We start from the raw sequence: 19,200 nt of genomic DNA, 5'->3' as shown, positions 1-19,200 counted from the left end.
TGGATGCTCGATTACAACAATGAACGTCCACATGAAAGCATTGGCAATATTCCACCATCGGAATATCACCAGAGCTTTATAGGAGAAACCTCTACTTTAGATGTGACTCACTAATGGGGAAGTGGACAAAACCACCAGAAAAATACATTAATCGACCAACAAGCAACAGGAAATATAATACAAGAAGCATATAGAGCACACTAACTAACTGTATTTATTGCAACAATTAATAGAAAAAAGTGGACTAATCAACCATATAAGAAATATTTTTATGGGTTAATGAACAACTGGCCTTTAACTTTTTTATAAGCCAAACTGCAAACACTTTGTTGACCTTAATGGGTGATATAAATATTGAGTTGGTTTTGGGAGACTTGAATCCGACTTCAAGTTAACTGATTATAGTACCCAAGAACACCAGAATAATAAGAATAAAACATGCTAAATATAGACAATTATTGCTGTACCAAACTCAGCCAGGATGAGCTTTATAGCAAATATGCACACCTCATTGGTTCACCTTTTTTATCTGGACCACTTAATAACGAACAAGCTTCCGCTAAGTTCGAAAAAATCAAAAAGAAAACCTATCCAATTCTTCTTCATAAAATTGGTGATAACTACTTCATCGCTACACCATAATTTAAAAGGATAATTTATGTTTAAGCTAGATGAGCATCAGCAAAAAGTCATTAATCTCACCAAAGGAAGGCATACTGTTTTCTCATCTGCAGGCAGTGGTAAGACCGAGGTTTTAACGAGAAGAATAGAGCTAGCACTCCAAAATGGTGTAGACCCAGAAAAGATGCTGTGTTTGACCTTCACTAACCGTGCAGCGTTAAATATGAAACAGCGTGCGCAGTCAGCGATAGGTAATAAAGTAGAAGACGTTTTCATTGGTAACACTCATACTCTGGGGATTAACCTCAGTAATAAATATAAACGTATCCCTGCCTCAGCAAGTTTAACCACTGAAGACATAATCAACGATATATGGAAGCTATCATTTAATAATGTTATTAACAAAATACGTGATCACTGGACAAGCCTCAAAGAAGCTAATGATCTTGCTGATACTCCTTTAATCCCATCTACAGCAAATAACCTGGCATTTGAAAAGGCGGACCCATTAACTCTTCCAGCTAGCACCATATTTAATAGTAATGAATGCTTGGAATTAGCCAAACTGTTTGAGTTATTTAATGTTGAAATTCCTACAGTAAGGGAACTGTTTACTGAACTGGCAAGCTCAAATAAAGCCAATGAGCAGCTTAATAACAGAATTAAACCCCTGCACTCCAAGGTCACTTCAATTTTAAGTAGCCATGAGAGTTCTTTCCTAGATAAAAAAGCTGTAGAAAAGTTCTCTCATCAAGCCATGGCTGCCTTAGAACATAACGCCTCAGCACAGGTTTATAGCAGCTGCTTATCATTCAATAGTTTATGTTTACTGGCTACAGAGGTAGGAAAAGAGTATTCCAAGCTAAAGAAAAGCTTACAAATTATTGACTTTGACGACCTTCTACTGGGTTTGCTTGACATCCCCTCTCAGGGATATCAATGGATTCAAGTAGATGAAGTACAGGACTTATCAGCATTACAGTGGTTAATTTTGGAGCACCACTCAGCATCAGGTGCGCACCAAGTATATTTCGGTGACATTAACCAATCAATTTATGATTTTTTGGGCGCTGATATTAATTTTACAAGGAGTTCTGTCAGTAACTCACTTCATGAGTTACCAGTGAATTATAGAAGCCCCCAAGGAATGGTTGACTTATTTTCAAATTATATGCGGTTAAACTTCCCTAAAAACGATCAGTTCACCGTTCAAAGTAACATTGAAAATAATAATAATTGTCTAGTCCACTTGTGCGGGGACAAAGAGACCACACTTGAACCATACTTAATTAGGCATACTAAGAACCTCAGCGAGCAGGACAGAAATGTCGCAATATTATGTCCCTCTAACCAAGTAGTTTCCAACTATTCAGCCCAATTGAATGATAAAGGTATTCAACATTTTATGGTTTCTCAGCTCGATTTATTTACTAAGAAGCCAGTTTTAGATTTTACTTCTCTGATAAGAGCTATTAGTAATCATAGAGATTTCTCAGCGTGGGGAAGAATGCTTTGGAATTTGGCATTGACCACAAGCACAGCGACTTCTGAAAGTCACCTGCCTCCACAATTACTCGCTCTAGATGTTGCGGCAGGTTTAAATAGTAAATTCATTTACTTATCAGACTTTATAAAAGCCGAAAATGTATATGATCATGGTTTAAGAAAACTGCAATCCCTGCAGCAAACAGGCTATGTTTATTTTGATACTGAAACAACAGGTCTAAGTGCAACCAATGATCAAATTATTCAAATTGCGGCAGTTAAGGTTAATCCCGATGGTACCAAAGATGAACTAGACCTCTATTGCCAGTCTGACAAGCCGGTAGGTGAATCAGAAAAAATTCATAAAATTTCTGATCAGAAATTACAAGAGGAAGGAAAACCTTTAGCAGAACAATTGACCAAGTTTTTAGATTTCGTAGAAGATCTTCCTGTGGTTGCGCACAATCTTGCATTTGACCAAAAAATGTTAAAGGCTGCTGTTACCAAGGTTATTCCTAATAGCCTAAAAGCACTAGATACTTTGGAATCACTTTGTTCATTAAAGTACTCAAGAAGACTATTCCCAGATCTCAGAAGCCATAAACTTGGTAATTTATTGGAAGAGTTCAACCTAGAAGGCGTGAACTCACATAACGCTATTGATGACGTTAGAGCTGGCGTAAGTTTAATGGAATTCATTATTAAACATACCAATACAATTATTGATGATGCAGATAACTACATCGATAAACATGAAAGCTTGTTAGATAATTTCCATAGAAACTTAGCCACATTGTTTCAGTTTATTCAGCCAACCATTCAAAGCCCTGATTTGACAGTTCAAGCTTTGATTGCTTCTTTCCTAGAGTTTGTTTCGACCTCTAGGCGAACTATGCTAAATAACAATGAAGCAGACTATGTAAAAACCATGTCTGAGTTTGAAAGAAAGCTGAGTCGTTGGTTAAAAGCAGAAAAATTAATTGGTAAACCGGAGCAATTAGTACCTTTACTTGCTGATAAATTTTTAAGCATTAAAGAGGTTGATTTAATTACAGAGGCTGACAAGGTCATCGTTAGTACGATTCATAGGTCTAAAGGCCTTGAGTTTGACCATGTTCTCCTCCCTGATGTTACAGATCATGCATTCCCTTGCTACCCCGTTGTTGTGATGCCCGATAGCCCCAAGAAGCAAGCAGCACTAGAAGAGCAAAAAAGGCTGCTTTACGTTGCGATGACTCGAGCAAAGAAACAATTGGTAATTGGAACTTACGCCAGGAATAAGTGGGGATATCCTAAATACCCAAGTACTTACATTGCTCCTTTGTTAGATAGATTCCAAACACATAACGTAATTTCTAAATAATCTTACTCGCACTTGCCTAGAGGTTTGGCAGTAAGCGCCTTTACTTATCAAGTAACAAGATTGAAAAGAGCAGAGCCAATTCTGCTCTTTTCATATCATTACCAGTGCTTGCGGTTTAACTTTTCTGTTTCGGTTCAAATACCAATGTAATTTAGCTGGAAGCTCTCACCTAAAACATCAACTTCTAGATCATTGGTCAAGAGCCCGACTTGTGGTTTTGTAAATTGAAGATTAATGATTGCCGTTTGAGGTTCTGCTTCACCATCAGAAACAGAAACCGCAAAAGAATCCAGTCTTTCAATAAATGCTGTGGGTTGGTATGAGAACTGGCCAGTATTTGTTAAGGTCAAACTGCCATATTGAGGTAGCTCTGCAATTTCGTATGATAACTCTTCTGCTGAGTTATCAACATCTGTTGCTTTAATATTGTCGATTAAAATGTTGTATTTTTTAAATTCAAATAATTGCTCTGCAATAACTGGTGCATCATTGACAGAATTAATTGTGATGCTTACCTTGCTTATTGAAGAACTGCTTTGATCAGAAACGCTGTACAAAAAATAATCTACACCAAAATAATTAGGATTTGGTATGTATTCAAAGCTGCCATCTTCACTATTTACTGAAACGGTACCATGACTAGGTGCCTCAGCTATAGAGTAGCTTAATTGATCCCCGTCAACATCCTCACCTAATAACTGTCCGTATAAAGTATTATCTTCATCCCCTATAACTTCGACCTCTAATCCTGCTACGGGTGGAGTATTTTCCCCAACCTTAATAGGTTGCTCTGTATCATCATTCGAGTCTGATTGACCACAGGCTTGCAAAAACACCAATAATATTGAAGCTAAAGACAGTTTTTTTAACATTTTAATTTTCAAACCGGTGCTTTCTTAACGACACCTGTACAACACACAACATTCCCTTCCACATTAACAAATCGACTACTTTTGCAACAGGAAGTACACTTCCCGACGAAAAATTTATGATATTTTTGTTTCGATAAGCAGGAGTCAGAAATAGGAACTTTCAAACAAAGGTAAGCTGTGCTAAAACTCAATTTAGATGTGTTAAGGTCAAATTTAGGTAGGTGTAGCCTGAATTACTGCATATCTATAATTTTGAAACCGTGACAAATTGGATTGAAAAATTTACAAAAATCATTTTTTAGGTGTCACGCTCAAGAATCAACAGCGCACTGTTTTTGTTAGATTTTTTCAATTAAGGTCGATTTAGGTAAAACTAAAAGATCCTAAAATATGTAAAAAATTCGGGCTCAACTTTTCAAAAAATAAGCGAAGGTATCAGTTTAAATCTGGCCCCCGCAACCAATTTCTTATTAATCAGCCAAGTGCTGGTTTGTAATTAAAGGCGTCCTGCCTTTAACCCTACGGGCCTGCTAACGCAGTTGCGATATGTTCCTAATACTTCTGTCTCACCTAAAAAAACGCCCGCTAACTTATACCGTTGCGGGCGCTTGTTCATAACTTATTAGGCTTATTGTTTAGGTATGCTTAGCCTTGCTGGCATACCACTGTATAGCGCCTGTCGATAATCATAAATCAGCATGTCATCGCGGTCGGCGAAATCTACTGTAATGCTAGAGCTGCCTGCTGAGTTTACTACTACCGCTTTTTGAATTTGCTCTATTTCAGCATTTACCTGCTCAGCATGGATCCCTAGCCTTGGGTAGAAATAATCACCGCTTTGTAAAAGTGTATCCAAAGTAAGGTTAATACTGCTTGGCCCTTGCTTTTCAACTAAGGTCAGGTACTTATTTTCAGGCTTAGATAAACTGCTATCTAAATTATGATAAGGGTCTTGTACGGTTACCTGCCAATCGTTTGTCGATTCACTGAGCATTAGCATTGCACCTTTATCTGTGCTTAAGGTTAACGACTGGCCATCGTTAAAGGCTAATTCAAAGTCATTCACTGCCCCTTTTACTGCCACCTGTGCTTGTTTTAAGCCATCTTTTAAGTAGCTAAGGCTATAACTATGGGAACTATTGGTCACGGTATAGGTATCAAGGTAGCTTTGCAAAACACTTGGCATTTCGGATGCCGTAACATTCGCCACCGCAACATAATGGTAATCAGCATTGGTTGGTGAGTGACCGTGATCCAATGCAATATGCACCACCTTGGCTGAACTTGATGAGCTTGGGGTCGAATCAGTGACGCTGCTGCCACCTTTAATGAGCAACTTGGTATTAGTGGTTGGAATAATTAAATACCCCACCTTGTTTTGATGCAGCCAAGACGGCGCACTGATATCAAAACTCAAGTTTGGCGATTGGCTATTGGCGATGGTTTCAAGTCCACTACCATTAATTTGATAGCTTAATGTGCCTTTCCAATTAGTTTGGTCGATTGTGGTTAGAATATTGCCCCCCGTATCAATCGAAGCATTACGCAGCCGTGCAATGCTATTGCCAACGGCTATGCCTAAGTTATCAACAAAGAAGTAAGCTTTATCGGCCTTTGCCGAGGTATAGGTGTTGCTTGATTGATAGCTAAATGCCGCCGCGCCATTAGTCCCGTCTGACACAGTGCCGGCAAAGTAATTAGGGTTAAATTTACGTTGATCGTTTTTTTGCGGAGTCTGGTCTACACGCAACTCTTCGGTAGTACCGGGTAAGGCATGCCAATCCCAGCGGTTAATAATGTTAGTGTATTCGTCACCATCTACTTTGATTTGGAATACCCCTGCACCATTATGAAAACCCGTCTCTGCTTCAAAGTTTTCAGCGCCCATAGTCCGGCCTGAATTCATTTTTACCGACATATAGAATGGTTGAGTACTTGAATCACGACGGTGCAGCATAAAGTCACTTAACCAGTAGGCATAGTTCCCTGCATAATCATGGGTTTTAGCATTCATTTGGCTGCGTAAAGTATCTAACTGCTGTTGTTTAGCAATCACGGAATCGGTCGATTTAGCATCATCAATGGCATTTATTGCACGGATCATATGTTTAGAGCCAAAAATATCCATATCACTGCTGGCATGACTGCGACCAGCCACTTGAAAATCCAGTACATCGTTATAGATCAGCTTTGGATAGTTAAATACTAAAAACTCCGCCGATTCATTTAATGGCTTATTACTCAGTTGCCAAGGGCTATTATTAAACATTGCCGCCGCATGAAAATTAGTTTTCGACATCCACTCTAAACCATAGGCCCAGAATGCCATATCTTGGCGATAATCCATATGATGACTAATGGTGCCATCAGGCATGATGCCAGACTGGCCCCATTTATGGATGTATTGAGTGTTGGTTTCTAACCAAGTATTTAAATCAGCAAAACTGCCACTGGGTTGCCACTCAGGCAATATGGTCATACCTAATGAGGCAAACGGCTCGTAATCGCTATACCACCATGGCAAGTAGGTCATTGGTTGGTTGTAGTCTTTGATTAAAGCAACCTGCATTACCCAAGTACGCATTCTATGATGGCGGTTAGCATCTGCCCAGGCACCGGTGGATTGGGGCAGTTGTTCCTCCAGGTAATAGCGAAGGTGATCCGGCTGACGCCAAGCCTCTGGCAAATCAAAACCTATAACCAATAATTTATGCAGATCCTCATAGGCTTTTATGGCAGTGGCATTACCTGCCTTGATATCGGCCTGCATATCGACAAAGGCTAACACGGCCGCGCCTGAAATAGGATCGGTATATTCCCATTGGTGGGTGCGAGCATTAAATGAAAGTTTGGTCGTATCATTAGCAAAATTGGTTAGCGGGAAAATATCCACATAGGCGCTAATCGCCAAATAAATCGCATTCACTAAGTCTGTTCTTTCATTGCCCGAGTAATTTTTTAATGCCCAACCTAAGCCCCCTATTCTTTTCGCAGCTTTAATTAGCTGATCATTACGACTACTGGTAGAAAGGCTAGAACCTGAATATAAGGATAAGTCGGTAAACTGACCTTGATTGTTATTTAACATATCAACATAAGCACTGACTTCTGAGCTCGTTAGATTGGTTCTGCCATACAGCCGGCTTTCCGTGGCGATAAAATCTTTTGCCTGTTGATAAAAGGCTTGCCACTGGGTGGTAGTCGTTACCTCAATATTAATTAATTTGGAAGCAACCATTTCACCTGCGGCGTCTTTAAGTCTTGCCCAATATTGTACTGAGCCAAGTGCTAACTCATTAGGGTTTTCCAGTGATATTCGGCCAAACAATTTCCCAGATGAATCAACTTCAGTCATAACCATAAAGGGATCCAATGGGCTGCTTGGATAAAGTTCGAAACGATATCCCTGCATTTGCGAACTCACGCTAAGCTGATAGTTATTGGCATAGTTAATTCGTCCGACAACCTCATCACCTTGCTGACTATCAATTGCAATATCAAAGTATTGGGTGGTAAGTAAGTGGGGGTTAAGCTCACTAGGGCTAGGCTCAGGTACGACCTTGATGGTTCGTATATATTTAACTGATAAGCCATCTAAATCAGTTACCTGATAGCTAATTTGGTAACTTCCTAGGGTTTTCACATCTAGATCTGATGAAGAAATAATTTGTGAAGTTAAATCGCCATCTTCAACATCACTGGCGGTAATGCCAGGCTCTACATAATCTTGATTTATAATTACTTCGATTTGCTGTTCGCCAATCACATCGAACTGCGGTGGCTGATTGTGATTGACATTAACGCTTCGGGTTAGCTCGCTGGTATTTCCAAATGAATCAGTAACACTGTAACGCATTAGGTATTGCCCAGGAGTCAAGCTGTCAACCTGACCACTAATGTTAATGCTGCTGGTCACATCACCATCAAGATCATCTTCTGCTGTAGCACCGAGTTCTTGATAGCTTTGTTTAAAGTCTAATGAGATTGATTCACTTCCATTTAAGGTCAGCACTGGGGCTAAATTAGCCAACACGGTTATCACTCTTTGAGCTTCAACCATGATGCCGCCGCTGTCACTGACTTGATAGGTTAACGATTGCTGGCCTAGCGAAGTATTATCAAATTGCTCTAATACAACAATTGAAAGGGTTAAATCTCCATCTTCATTGTCCTGTGCAGTAATGCCTTTGAATAAATCAATATTTTGTCCTTGAATGACATTGATATTGGTTATGCCCATAATCTTCGGAGCATTATTGTTAGGGGGGGGCGTTGCGGTTATGGGGCTACTGCCACCGCAAGCGACAACCAACAAACTAAATAAAACATAAACACAGTGTTTCATCCTGAAAGCCTATACTTCAATGGTATTTGCCACAGCTTAATGTAAATCTATCTACAAAAGTTTATTAACTGCTTTTACTTTCAAATATGAAAAAGGCAGATTTTAAAATCTGCCTTGAAATCGCTATTGCTGTTTACCTTTTAAGTTGGCCACCAATTGCACCACTAAAATTGCCATGCCTATGGCCACCAAGGCAAATGGAATACCTTCACTGTATTGGTTTTGCATCCACAAACTGGTAAACAAAACAGGGGCAAGCGCACTACCAAAGCCTTGTACCGCCGGCACAACGGTGATTAATTTGCCTGAATGATCAAAAGACTCCGTCAAACTAATGCTATAGACATCAATAAAATTCCACAGCAAGAAATAAGTCGATAATGAAATAACCAATATGGTCAAACTAATCGCCGTGCCAAATTGCCACAACACCAGCAGTACACAACCTTGAATAAACAGCCCAACCATCAAAGGCAACACTTTGCCTATTCTTTCACCTAGCCACGCGGACAAAAAGCCACCGCCGATGCTCACAACATTGCTGATCCCCAAGGCCATGCCGATTTCTGCGGTAGTAAACCCTGATTCATCAGCGATCAATTCAATAAATGCCCAAATCGTGCCTATGTTCAAATAAAACAAACCACAAACCAATAACATTAGAGATCCTAGATAGATCTGGCTAGAACCATGGTTAACGCTGCTCACTGATCCATCGAAATCAAACTCTAGTTTAGGCAACTGCGTCACCACTAACATACACACCAATTGGATCAGTGCCATTAACGCCAACGCATACTGATAACTGCCTAGCTCTAACAAACTCGGTAACCCAAACATAAACACAGTGATCAAACCTGTAGCGAGAATATTATAGGCTCCTAGGTGCAAAGTGGGTTGCGCTTGCCTTGCCAATACCACTAACGCACTGGCATAGCTAAACCCTGCGGCCATTCCAGCCAATAAACGACACACTAACAACAATTCGAAACTATTGGCCAGCATACTGAGTAAACTGGCAACCATAGCCACCCACAGGCTGTAGACCACATTGCGCCAGTTAATTAAACACTTAATCGTAAATGGCAGCACCATTGACATTAAGCCAATGCCCAGCAGATCGGCCGCCGCTAATAAGCCTGCTTGTAGCTCCGATAAACCTAAAGCTGCAACCACTTCACCTAAGAATAACGGCAAAGCAAAATAACCACTCAGACAAGCCAAAGCGATTAATTGCAGACTTAATGTTGCTCTTAATTGTTGCCACATAATTACCCCCTATGAATTGGATGATGGGCACAGCGGAAGGCGCCACCCACACGGGAAACCGCATCAAACTCTAATTCGACCACGTCCACTCCATGCTCTCGCAATTGGGCAACCACCTGAGGATGCTCTTTACCAGCGATGACCTTGCCAGGCTCTAACACCATCACATTGCACGCCAAATAACTGGCTTGTTCGAGGGTCACTTCAATGTGCTGCCAATCCTTAATTTGTTCAGGCAGCCCACCTTCAAAGGCCTCAGGGCAGACAATGGCTAAGCCCGGCTTGATCAATGCTAAAGCGCAATCAAGATGCAATACGCCTCCGGTGAGTTCAACTGGGTGTACTTTATAGTCAGCACCTAAGTAATTTTGCAGCCAGTCAACGCCTGCCTGATTAGAAGCATGACCGGACAAACCGACCAAAATATCCCTCCCCATAAGCAGGGTATCGCCACCTTCAATAAAAGGTCCTGGGCCAAAGCCATGATTATTATTTACTGGCTCGGGTTCTGGCACGCCGACATATTGATGGGGCACATTAAGTTGATTAAAAATTTGGCGTATCGGCCATTTAGCGTTACGTTCAGCTGGGTCGCGCATGCCCGATTCAATCACTTTATTACCAATCACAATAATTGGATCACGGCAAAACATTTGTTGTGCACCTAGGCGTATGTGACTTAAATAATCGACCTCATCATCAGTAAAAGGTCTAGGGCGATGAACTTTAACTCCCATTTGCTCTAGGGTAGCGGCCAAAGTGTTGAGTTGTTTAACTAAAGTTTCAGAGAACTCTGGATCGCATTTTGATAGCAGTTGGCCTGCATATGCTTTTACAAAGTCTTGTTCTTCTTGAGGGGCAAATTCATATTCTGGGGTCCATTGCATCACTCGGTAGCTATCACCACGACCGATGATTACCTCATTTAGCTTATCCCATTCATAATTGACATTAACCATAACATACATCCATTTTATTATTGTTATGTGTGTAGCTTAACCAATCATCAAACTAGAGTGTATACAATTATATTCATGTCAGAGTCATGACCAACAGGATTTATGAATCTTTGATTGAAATTCGACAGATGAACAATCAATAATAGGATCTTTTATTTTTGATGGATTTAACATGGATACAAATCTGATTATTACCGCCGCTATTTCAAGTATGATCTGGCTAATTTTGTTGATGATTTATTGGCGCGTACAATCCAGCAAACACACCAAGCTCGTGTTAGCTCATACAGAGCTGCGTACGCGTCTTGTTTATACTGAGCAATCCAATCTTGAATTAAAGCAGCAGCACCAACAGCTGAGCGCTGAACTGCAACAAGCCCAAGCCCAACAACAGCAGCTGCAACAACAATATGTCCAGTTACAAACCTCTCAGCATGAGAAACAACAGCATCACCAACAACAGTTGCAATTACTTCAAGACTCAAAAAAACAATTAAAACAGGAGTTTGAAAATTTAGCTAACGAGATCTTAGAGAAAAAGTCTAAAACCTTTACCGAGCTAAACAGCCAAAGTGTGTCGAGTATTCTCAATCCAATTCACAATGAGTTAAAAGGCTTTAAACAAAAAGTTGAAGATATCCATAACAAAGAAACCGCGCAACGCAGTGCCTTAAAAAATGAATTAGAGAACCTACAAAAGCTCAACCAAAACATTACCCAAGAAGCCCAAAGACTGACGAGTGCATTGCAAGGTGAAAAAAAGACACAGGGTAATTGGGGCGAGCTAATGCTGGAAAATATCCTCGATAAATCCGGCTTACGTTTAGGCGAGGATTACCAAAGGGAAGTTGCGTTACGCTCTGAGGATGGGCTCACTCGAGCTGACATGCGTCCTGACGTTGTCGTAAACCTTCCACAAGATAAACATATGGTGATCGACGCCAAAACGTCTCTTAATGCCTATACTCGCTTTGTTAATAGTGAGCATGAGACTGAGCGTAATTTAGCTTTAGCTGACCACATTAGCGCCATCAAAAACCATATTAATACCCTAGCCGATAAAAACTACGGCAAATTAATTGGCATCAATGCCCCTGAGGTTGTGGTCATGTTTGTGCCGATTGAATCCGCCTATGTGGAAGCGATTAAACATGATGAAGGGATTTTCCAAGCTGCCCTTGAAAAAAACATTCTGGTGGCCACGCCAACTACCCTTCTGACCAGTTTAAATATTATTAGACAGTTATGGCGCTTTGAACAACAATCCAAGCATTCTGCCGAATTAGCCAATCGTGCTGAAAAGTTTTACAACAAGCTTAATACCTTTCTTAGTAGTATGAAAACCGTGGGTGATCAGCTTGATAAAGCTAAAGATAACTATGAACTGGCCATGGGGCAACTTATCAATGGCAGGGGTAACCTAATTAAACAGGCGTCTGAATTCAAGCAGCTTGGGGTGTCGGTAAACAAAGAATTACCTAAAGAGATTGTGGCTAAAGCACAGTTAGAGCTCGACCAATAATTTGCAACCTAACCAGCAGGAGCAAACACGTTTGCTCCTTAAGATGCTTGCATTATGATTTGCGCAAAAAACTCTTTGCGTTTAGCGATTTCAAACACATTTTCAACGAACTCACCATTTAACTGATAACTTGGCAAGCTGCTATTGGGCAAAGTTAAGGGATTATGAAATCCGTAGTATGTGGCCAGATCTTGTTGCTTATGTTCGATTCCCCCCTCTACAGCGAGTTCATCAAGTAAAGGCTGAAAAAAAGTAGCTAGCACATATTTAGGTGAGGATGTCATCATTTCAATCGACATCCATACTTGGGGTTGAGCTTCAGAAAATTTACCAATGAGTATGGTATTGGTTTGTATTTCTGTCCAAATTTGCAATCTGTGTCCATAAAACTGACAGATATGCATTACCGCACATACCTGCTCTTTCAGTAAATCATCTTCTATCAACGCTAAAATATTCTCTAACTCTGCTGCGACACAATCGTTGGCGATTAATGATTTCTGAATCGTTTTAGTAAACATACAATACCCAAATTAGTAGCTCATGTATTTACTATAGGCTGTAATGATGACAAATGCATAATATCTAAAGACAAGTCTCTGTGAAGTAATCTTTAATTCGTTACAAACCTTTCTTATTTAAGAATGAGAAGCTACCCGCAAATTTTCACATAATATGCTCGATATATTAACGGATATGGCGGATGTTAGTCATACTAGCGACCCTGTTTCTATTACTTGTAATGATGCAAAGCTTACACTCAGCTAGATAGGTTTAGATATGTTCTTTGAAGCCCTCAGTAACAATATCCTGCATGTGATTAATGATCAGCAATCACTTATCGGTCTTGGGTTGCCATTTTGCCTTTCCCTTCTATTTTTGAGTTTTGACAAAAATAAAATACACAATCATCTTAATATCATCATATTATTCGTTGTAACGGTTTTGATTAATAGCTTAACTGTGCACTTAGAAAATGATTCTGGATTGGTATCATTATCTTTCACTTCTTTCGCTATTTTTACTTTAGCGGCTTATGCTTGGTACAACGCCACAGCATTGTCGGTCTATAAAGTTTTTTACTTCACCTTTTTCAGCTCATTGCTTACCGATATACTTGCGGCCCCTAATAACTACCACCGTTTCTTAGATGGTATTGGCGGTGCTGGCTGGGGAGATGGATTGCTGTTAATTCCACTTATTTACACCCTAACCTTTATCTTGCTTGATATGCTACGGCGACTGCAAATGAAGCCAGCGTTGCTGACATATTAATCTTCCTGTTAAAGGCACCTATTGTGGTGCCTTTTTCTTTGCTGGCAAACTTTGCTGTTAATCACAGCAATTGCGCCAATTGTTTTAGCCCAGTACCCAAGCCGTGACCAAGCTGTTCCAACCTTGTTAAGCCCAAGTAAAAGTCGGCACTTTTATGCAGTTAACACTTTTAATCGAAACTGTGATCCAGTACAAATAGTGCCGTAGCCAGAGGGGTCGCAAGCACGCCCCTGTTGCCTATAAAAATCGCCCTACAATAACAATAAAGCGATCAACAACAAGAGTGATGTCAATCACCAACAATAAGATCAGTCAAACTGACGTCAAAAATAAAGTTCGCCACAACTGATAATAACTAGAAATGTGGCACGCTTTACTTGCCTCAAGGCCAATTAACCTTAAGGCATTCATCTTCAATCGAGAGTACTGGGCGCTACAGGGAAGTAAGCGCCTTTTACACAGCTCACCCAGCGGTGGATCGTCTGCAACGACTCACGGTAAACGCTACACCATCAGCACGACCAGCAATAGGCATAAGTCAGCTACCAAAAAAGCGCCATAATTTGGCGCTTTTAGGAACTATTTTAATCTTGCTGTTAAGGCATGGAAAAAGATTCTCGGCAGCTTCAAAAAGCTCGGCTTAAACTGAAACGCTGTCAATAATTTACCCAGAATTGCGCCCCTAGTGTTATGCACATACCAAGGTGGATTGGGCAATAATGTCATGCCGCCATGCAATAGGTTTCTCGGAAATGGCCTAAATGGCGCCTCGACAATAGTGCGCTGCAATTTATCGAACATAAAGGTGTTGTGTACCATGCCAATACCAGAACCGGCATCCTCTAAGGTATGCCCTGGATAGCCACCCCAGCCACAAATTGGTGTTAAAAAGCCTAAACCTGTCCAAGCATTAATGGCGATGGTGCCATATTTTAAATCGGTTAATAGTAACTGCCATTCTTGGCCCAATTTTTTATAGACCTTAGGTTCAATGATAATGTTGGCCCCCAGAGTACCAAACAGCTCGGAGTTGGAAAACTCAATGGCCTTAGTTAAGAACTCTTTAGAGTCGATCTCATCAATTAACTTAATGCCTAAAGCCTGAGCAAAAATTTCATTTTGATAGAAGTGTTGTGGGTTTTCTGCTTCATCAAGATTAACTAACAAGCGCTTAATATCAAAATTTGAGAAATTCTCCACACCATATTTTGCCGCTAACTTATCTAATCGTTCATTAAAGCCTGGGTAATAGGCATCACGCTCAGGGGCCGAGGCTAAGGCTTGTTGTAACTGCAGCAAAAACGCCTCTAATTGAGGCCATTGCTTAGACAATATCAAAACCTGACTGGCGACACAGTTACAACCTGAATTATGCAATTTTTGAGTGGCAACATGATGGGCTTGGAAACGTAAATCGGCTTTGGTCCAGTTACTTGGAACGATAATGGTTGGACAAACTGCCCCTAACTCAGAAGTGATTGGCTTGGTATTGACTGGAGTGTTAGCCTGCTTATTCGCGAGTGCCACTTCTTTGCTGCCCCAGACAATCAAATCATGGGTTTCTTTTGAGCCAGTAATATGAATACTTACTATAGTTTCATGCTCACAAAGATAAGCCCCGACATCGCCACCACCTTTAACAACTTGCAGATAACCTTGGTCAATTAAGGGGGATAATGCTTGTTCAAAAAACGCCCCCAGATAATCATTTACTGGATTCATTTTCAACAGCACCACTTGATGCTCTAAAAACAACTTATGAAAACAGTCTAACGGTGTAATCGCGGCAATATTACCAGCCCCTAGCACCAAGGCAACGCCTGCTTGACGCTCATTCTCGGCAATATCGTATGCTGAAGCGGTATTCGCCTTAAGGTTGTCAACGTTAACGCCTGGCTGCATCCACAACTCAGCTTTAATACCACTGAACAGTAAATGATCCCATATTGAATGAGGCATTAACTCTACCGCTAACTGCCCATTAGCAAGTTTTTTCTTGTTTAAGGAATCTACGAATTTTTTTCCTTCGAGCTGGCTTAGGGTATTGATTAAACCATTACAAGCAGCAATTAAAGTATAAGGGCCTGATAGCCACTCTTCTCCAGCTAAAGGCGAACCATGGGGAATGTTTTTCATCGCACAGGCCTTATCAACCCATGCCGCAGCAACATCAAGAGTACGCTTTTTAATTTGCTGCAACAGTTCAATACGCTCCTTTACCGGCTTTTCAGCCCAAGCGGTTTTATTTGCTTGCAGCACATTCAATGCTTTATCCACCACTGGCAGAGTTAATTTTGTTTGCTCAGCTGTTTCCATGTTTTTACCTTCTTATTATTTTAACTAACTGATTTTTTTATTTATCGGCAAGCAATATGAACGACACCTATTATTGTTCTATATTGACAGGGTGTGGTCATCGCTTGCTTATGATAATAACGTTAACTCGCTAACGTTGAGACTATTCACGTTAATCATGATTAATCTTGCTGCCGCTAATAAGGGTTATAAATCATGTAATTGGGGGGGGTAATTACCCCCTCAAACGCAAAATATTAACCAAAGCGAGCAGAGGATTCACACTATCATTTTTCTACAATTTTTCAAATAATTAACATAAATATTAGGCGGTTTAACAGGTCTTGGGGGCCTTAATAGCCACGCCAGCTGTCATAATATTGGTCGTCCTTAACACCATCTTGTCACTAGGTTCTGCGCCAGTAAAACGGTGAATTAAAAACATCAGCAAAATACCTCACAAAAAAAAAGCGCTAACGGCATACCGCTAGCGCTTATACCAAACACTGGTATTATTTAGTCAACGTAACTGTATTCTTCCTCGAGACCTAGCGCTTCAATTGCCTCTTGACTCGGACGGGGGCGTTTGTCCTTCTCCATGTAATAGGCTGAAGCATCCCAATCAAAGACCGCCTCGGTTTCTCTTGGGTCACCGGTTTGCTGTAAATAAGCCACCAGCTTAGCTTCCAGTTCTTGTTTAACGTTGGCAAAGGCTGGATCAGCCGCTAGGTTGTTAATTTGATCAGGATCGTTTTTAACATCATAAAGCTCATACATTGGGCGCTTGCCAAATGACAGTTCAAACAATGGTTTGATGGCTGGGTCTTCACGGTTAACTAACATTTCCATTTTTGTCGGAGATGGGTACTGCAACATATGTGCATCAACATCACCAAACAATGGTGGTTGACCTGCCGGCCAAGCTTCTGGGGTGTAGTTTTTAATTAATAGGTAATCTTTGGTGCGGATCGCTCGACCTGGATAACCTTTGCCATCTTGACGAACATAAGCGTGGCGCTCACGAGCGGTTACCGCAAAATCACGCTCTGGCTCGATTTGACCCGAGGCATCTGATTGCAAAATATTAACCAAGGATTTAGCCGTCATCTGTTGCGGAATTTCAATACCTGCTAACTCAAGAAAAGTGGGGGCGAGATCATTTAAAGTCACAAAATCATCAATAACTCGACCACCTTTATACCCTTTAGGATAATACACAATTAAAGGCACCTTAGTACCCGCATCATATAAGTTTGCTAATCCCCTTGGGAACTGCCAACCATTATCACTGGTAATAATCACAATGGTATTGTCCAACTGTCCCATTTCACCCACTAAGGATAAGTATGACTCTACTTCGCGGTCAAAAGACTGAATTTCGTAATAGTAATCGCCAATGTCTTTACGAACATCCTCAGTGTCAGGCAAATAAGAAGGCACTTCGATGGCCGCTAAATCGACATTAGCTTTCTTCCAACCTTCACGTTTAAATGGACGATGTGGATCGCGACTTGAATACCAGTACATCCAAGGTGCACCTTTATCAATTTCATTGTAAAACTCTTCGAAAGAGCCGTATCGTTCACCACCGGGGTTATGTTCCCAGCCTGTTACTTCGGCTTTGCCTGGGCCCCAACCTTTGCCTTCAATGCCGACATGATAACCTGCCTGCTTAAGTAATTCAGGGTAAACTGGGACTTTCGGGAAACTTCCCCATAAGTTAGCGGCATCCCCTAAACGCCAAGAGTTTTGTCCCGTTAGCATTGCGGCTCGCGCAGGTGAACAAGAAGGTTGCTCACCAAAGGCATTGTTAAATTTAATACCTTGAGCCGCGATTTTATCAATATTCGGCGTTTTCACGACCTTATCACCATAAGTGCCAAGGTGGATATCTGAGTGATTATCCGACATTAAAATTAAAATATTTGGGCGTTTAACCTGGGCGGAAACATTTTCTTCCTTAACAGCTTCATTGCAACCCCAAAGGCCAACTGAAGAGATAAAAGTAATGAGGGCAATTTTTTTCATAGTAATGCTCTTTCGTATTATTTTACAGCAAGTATAGAAATCCATTTTTGCTGCTAGGTTTGTCTAACTTGCCATAAATTTTTTTATGGAAGTAAAACTTACTTTACCCTCACAGCACTTTAAAAATAAAACGATATTACTCAACTTTACAATACTTTACAGATCCTAATTGCAAGTTTATCCAGATACGGTCAATGGTAATAACAAACAAGCGCAAGTCATGTGTTGATGGGAGTATGATGAGATTGCAATACTGCGCTTGCAAGGATCAGTAGCTGGTTTACTGTCGCAAATCACCGAAGAAGTTCGAGCAAGGGCTGCCGCTCAGTAAAGCAACGGTCCTTGTCTCTCAAATAATGACCAAGCCAAGCGGCGATGCTGTCATTTAGGTCGTATTAAGCCAATGAAATTATCTGTCTACTTGGATGATAACCTAAAGTATGTTCTGTTATGGTTTTATTTCCTAAGATACCTTTGACTTTAAAAGGCTTAAGATTGGAACATAGCGGTGATGTTTCGGGTAAAAACCCCATGATCTCGCCTCTTTTTATTCCCAACACATCGACATCGACAATAAAGCTATCACTGTTAAAATAACCCACTGCTGGACTGTAATCATGCAACTTTCCATTTTGTTGGCATTGGGTAATATCTCGTTCAAGGTGGTAACTGAATTGGGAGCCGGTATCAAAAAACATAGGCTGTGACTGCCCTAACATCTCAATATTGATAATAGGACATTGAAAACTAAAATCTGCTTTAATTTGATTTTGTAGCAGAGGCAATTCACTTCTTGAGAATCTAGCTTGTTGATTTTTCAAATCAAATATCCAATCGAAGCGATTGATTATGTCTGTGCCAAGCAAACCTTCACAAGCGAGCGACAGCTGTCCATTGAGAATTTCAATGTCAAAGCCAAGGTAGTGCTCCTCTAACTCGAAAGATTCACCTGCTAAAACCAGTTTTCTATTATTACTAAAGCTGACCGCAGACCCCGTATCGATTAACCATAACTGACCTTCAATATTAAGATACATACGGCCATCATTTAATAAAAGCGGAAGGTACATCTAATTATCCTTAACATCACGCTAGCATCCTGTAGCGGCTTATTTTTATCTTTAAACGAATAAAACACAAGGTAGTCGATTACCTCACCAACATAT

The 19,200-nt window shown here is 40.6% G+C and carries 12 protein-coding genes; 4 read left to right on the top strand and 8 right to left on the bottom strand.

All coding sequences use genetic code 11. The annotated features are described in order from the left end of the window. Positions 1–438 precede the first annotated feature (438 nt). Positions 439–642: a hypothetical protein gene (locus GFB48_RS12620; protein ID WP_163936233.1), complete on the top strand. Its 204-nt coding sequence runs from the start codon at positions 439–441 to the stop codon at positions 640–642. A 16-nt stretch (positions 643–658) separates the two neighbouring features. Further along, on the top strand, positions 659–3,469 hold the full coding sequence (locus GFB48_RS12615; protein ID WP_163936229.1) for a 3'-5' exonuclease: 2,811 nt from the start codon (positions 659–661) through the stop codon (positions 3,467–3,469). 134 nt (positions 3,470–3,603) lie between these two features. Here the strand turns inward: GFB48_RS12615 and GFB48_RS12610 are convergent, their stop codons facing one another. From GFB48_RS12610 to GFB48_RS12595, 4 genes are all read right to left on the bottom strand, one after another. Then, complete coding sequence (locus GFB48_RS12610) at positions 3,604–4,353, bottom strand: Ig-like domain-containing protein (RefSeq protein WP_163936226.1); 750 nt, start codon at positions 4,351–4,353, stop codon at positions 3,604–3,606. A gap of 616 nt (positions 4,354–4,969) precedes the next feature. Then, positions 4,970–8,686 (bottom strand): immunoglobulin-like domain-containing protein, encoded by a 3,717-nt coding sequence (locus GFB48_RS12605; protein ID WP_163936223.1) that lies wholly within the window; start codon positions 8,684–8,686, stop codon positions 4,970–4,972. Positions 8,687–8,809: 123 nt separating this feature from the next. Further along, complete coding sequence (locus GFB48_RS12600; protein WP_163936221.1) at positions 8,810–9,955, bottom strand: MFS transporter; 1,146 nt, start codon at positions 9,953–9,955, stop codon at positions 8,810–8,812. Positions 9,956–9,957: 2 nt separating this feature from the next. Next, positions 9,958–10,914 (bottom strand): dimethylarginine dimethylaminohydrolase family protein, encoded by a 957-nt coding sequence (locus GFB48_RS12595; protein ID WP_163936218.1) that lies wholly within the window; start codon positions 10,912–10,914, stop codon positions 9,958–9,960. A 172-nt stretch (positions 10,915–11,086) separates the two neighbouring features. On the opposite strand from GFB48_RS12595, the gene GFB48_RS12590 reads away from it, so the two are divergent. Continuing rightward, positions 11,087–12,436 carry a DNA recombination protein RmuC gene (locus GFB48_RS12590; RefSeq protein ID WP_163936215.1) on the top strand — a complete coding sequence of 450 codons (1,350 nt, stop codon included), beginning with the start codon at positions 11,087–11,089 and terminating at the stop codon, positions 12,434–12,436. 38 nt (positions 12,437–12,474) lie between these two features. Here GFB48_RS12590 and GFB48_RS12585 read toward each other — a convergent pair whose 3' ends face one another. Then, positions 12,475–12,957 carry a hypothetical protein gene (locus tag GFB48_RS12585; RefSeq protein ID WP_163936212.1) on the bottom strand — a complete coding sequence of 161 codons (483 nt, stop codon included), beginning with the start codon at positions 12,955–12,957 and terminating at the stop codon, positions 12,475–12,477. A 259-nt stretch (positions 12,958–13,216) separates the two neighbouring features. On the opposite strand from GFB48_RS12585, the gene GFB48_RS12580 reads away from it, so the two are divergent. Further along, entirely contained in the window at positions 13,217–13,711 is a 495-nt protein-coding gene (locus GFB48_RS12580) for a hypothetical protein (RefSeq protein WP_163936209.1), read from the top strand. Positions 13,712–14,290: 579 nt separating this feature from the next. Here GFB48_RS12580 and GFB48_RS12575 read toward each other — a convergent pair. The 3 genes from GFB48_RS12575 to GFB48_RS12565 all read right to left on the bottom strand — a co-directional run bounded on the left by GFB48_RS12575 (position 14,291) and on the right by GFB48_RS12565 (position 19,104). Beyond that, a complete protein-coding gene (locus tag GFB48_RS12575; protein WP_163936206.1) occupies positions 14,291–16,027 on the bottom strand; it encodes an aldehyde dehydrogenase family protein in 1,737 nt (578 codons plus the stop codon). 495 nt (positions 16,028–16,522) lie between these two features. Further along, positions 16,523–18,034 carry a sulfatase gene (locus tag GFB48_RS12570; protein ID WP_163936203.1) on the bottom strand — a complete coding sequence of 504 codons (1,512 nt, stop codon included), beginning with the start codon at positions 18,032–18,034 and terminating at the stop codon, positions 16,523–16,525. A gap of 395 nt (positions 18,035–18,429) precedes the next feature. Continuing rightward, positions 18,430–19,104, bottom strand: a complete 675-nt coding sequence (locus tag GFB48_RS12565; protein ID WP_163936200.1) for a hypothetical protein — start codon at positions 19,102–19,104, stop codon at positions 18,430–18,432. Between the last annotated feature and the right edge of the window lie 96 nt (positions 19,105–19,200).

The sequence above is a fragment of the Paraferrimonas sp. SM1919 genome, assembly GCF_010993985.1.
Taxonomy (GTDB): domain Bacteria; phylum Pseudomonadota; class Gammaproteobacteria; order Enterobacterales; family Shewanellaceae; genus SM1919.
This window is presented reverse-complemented; position numbering and strand designations above follow the sequence as displayed.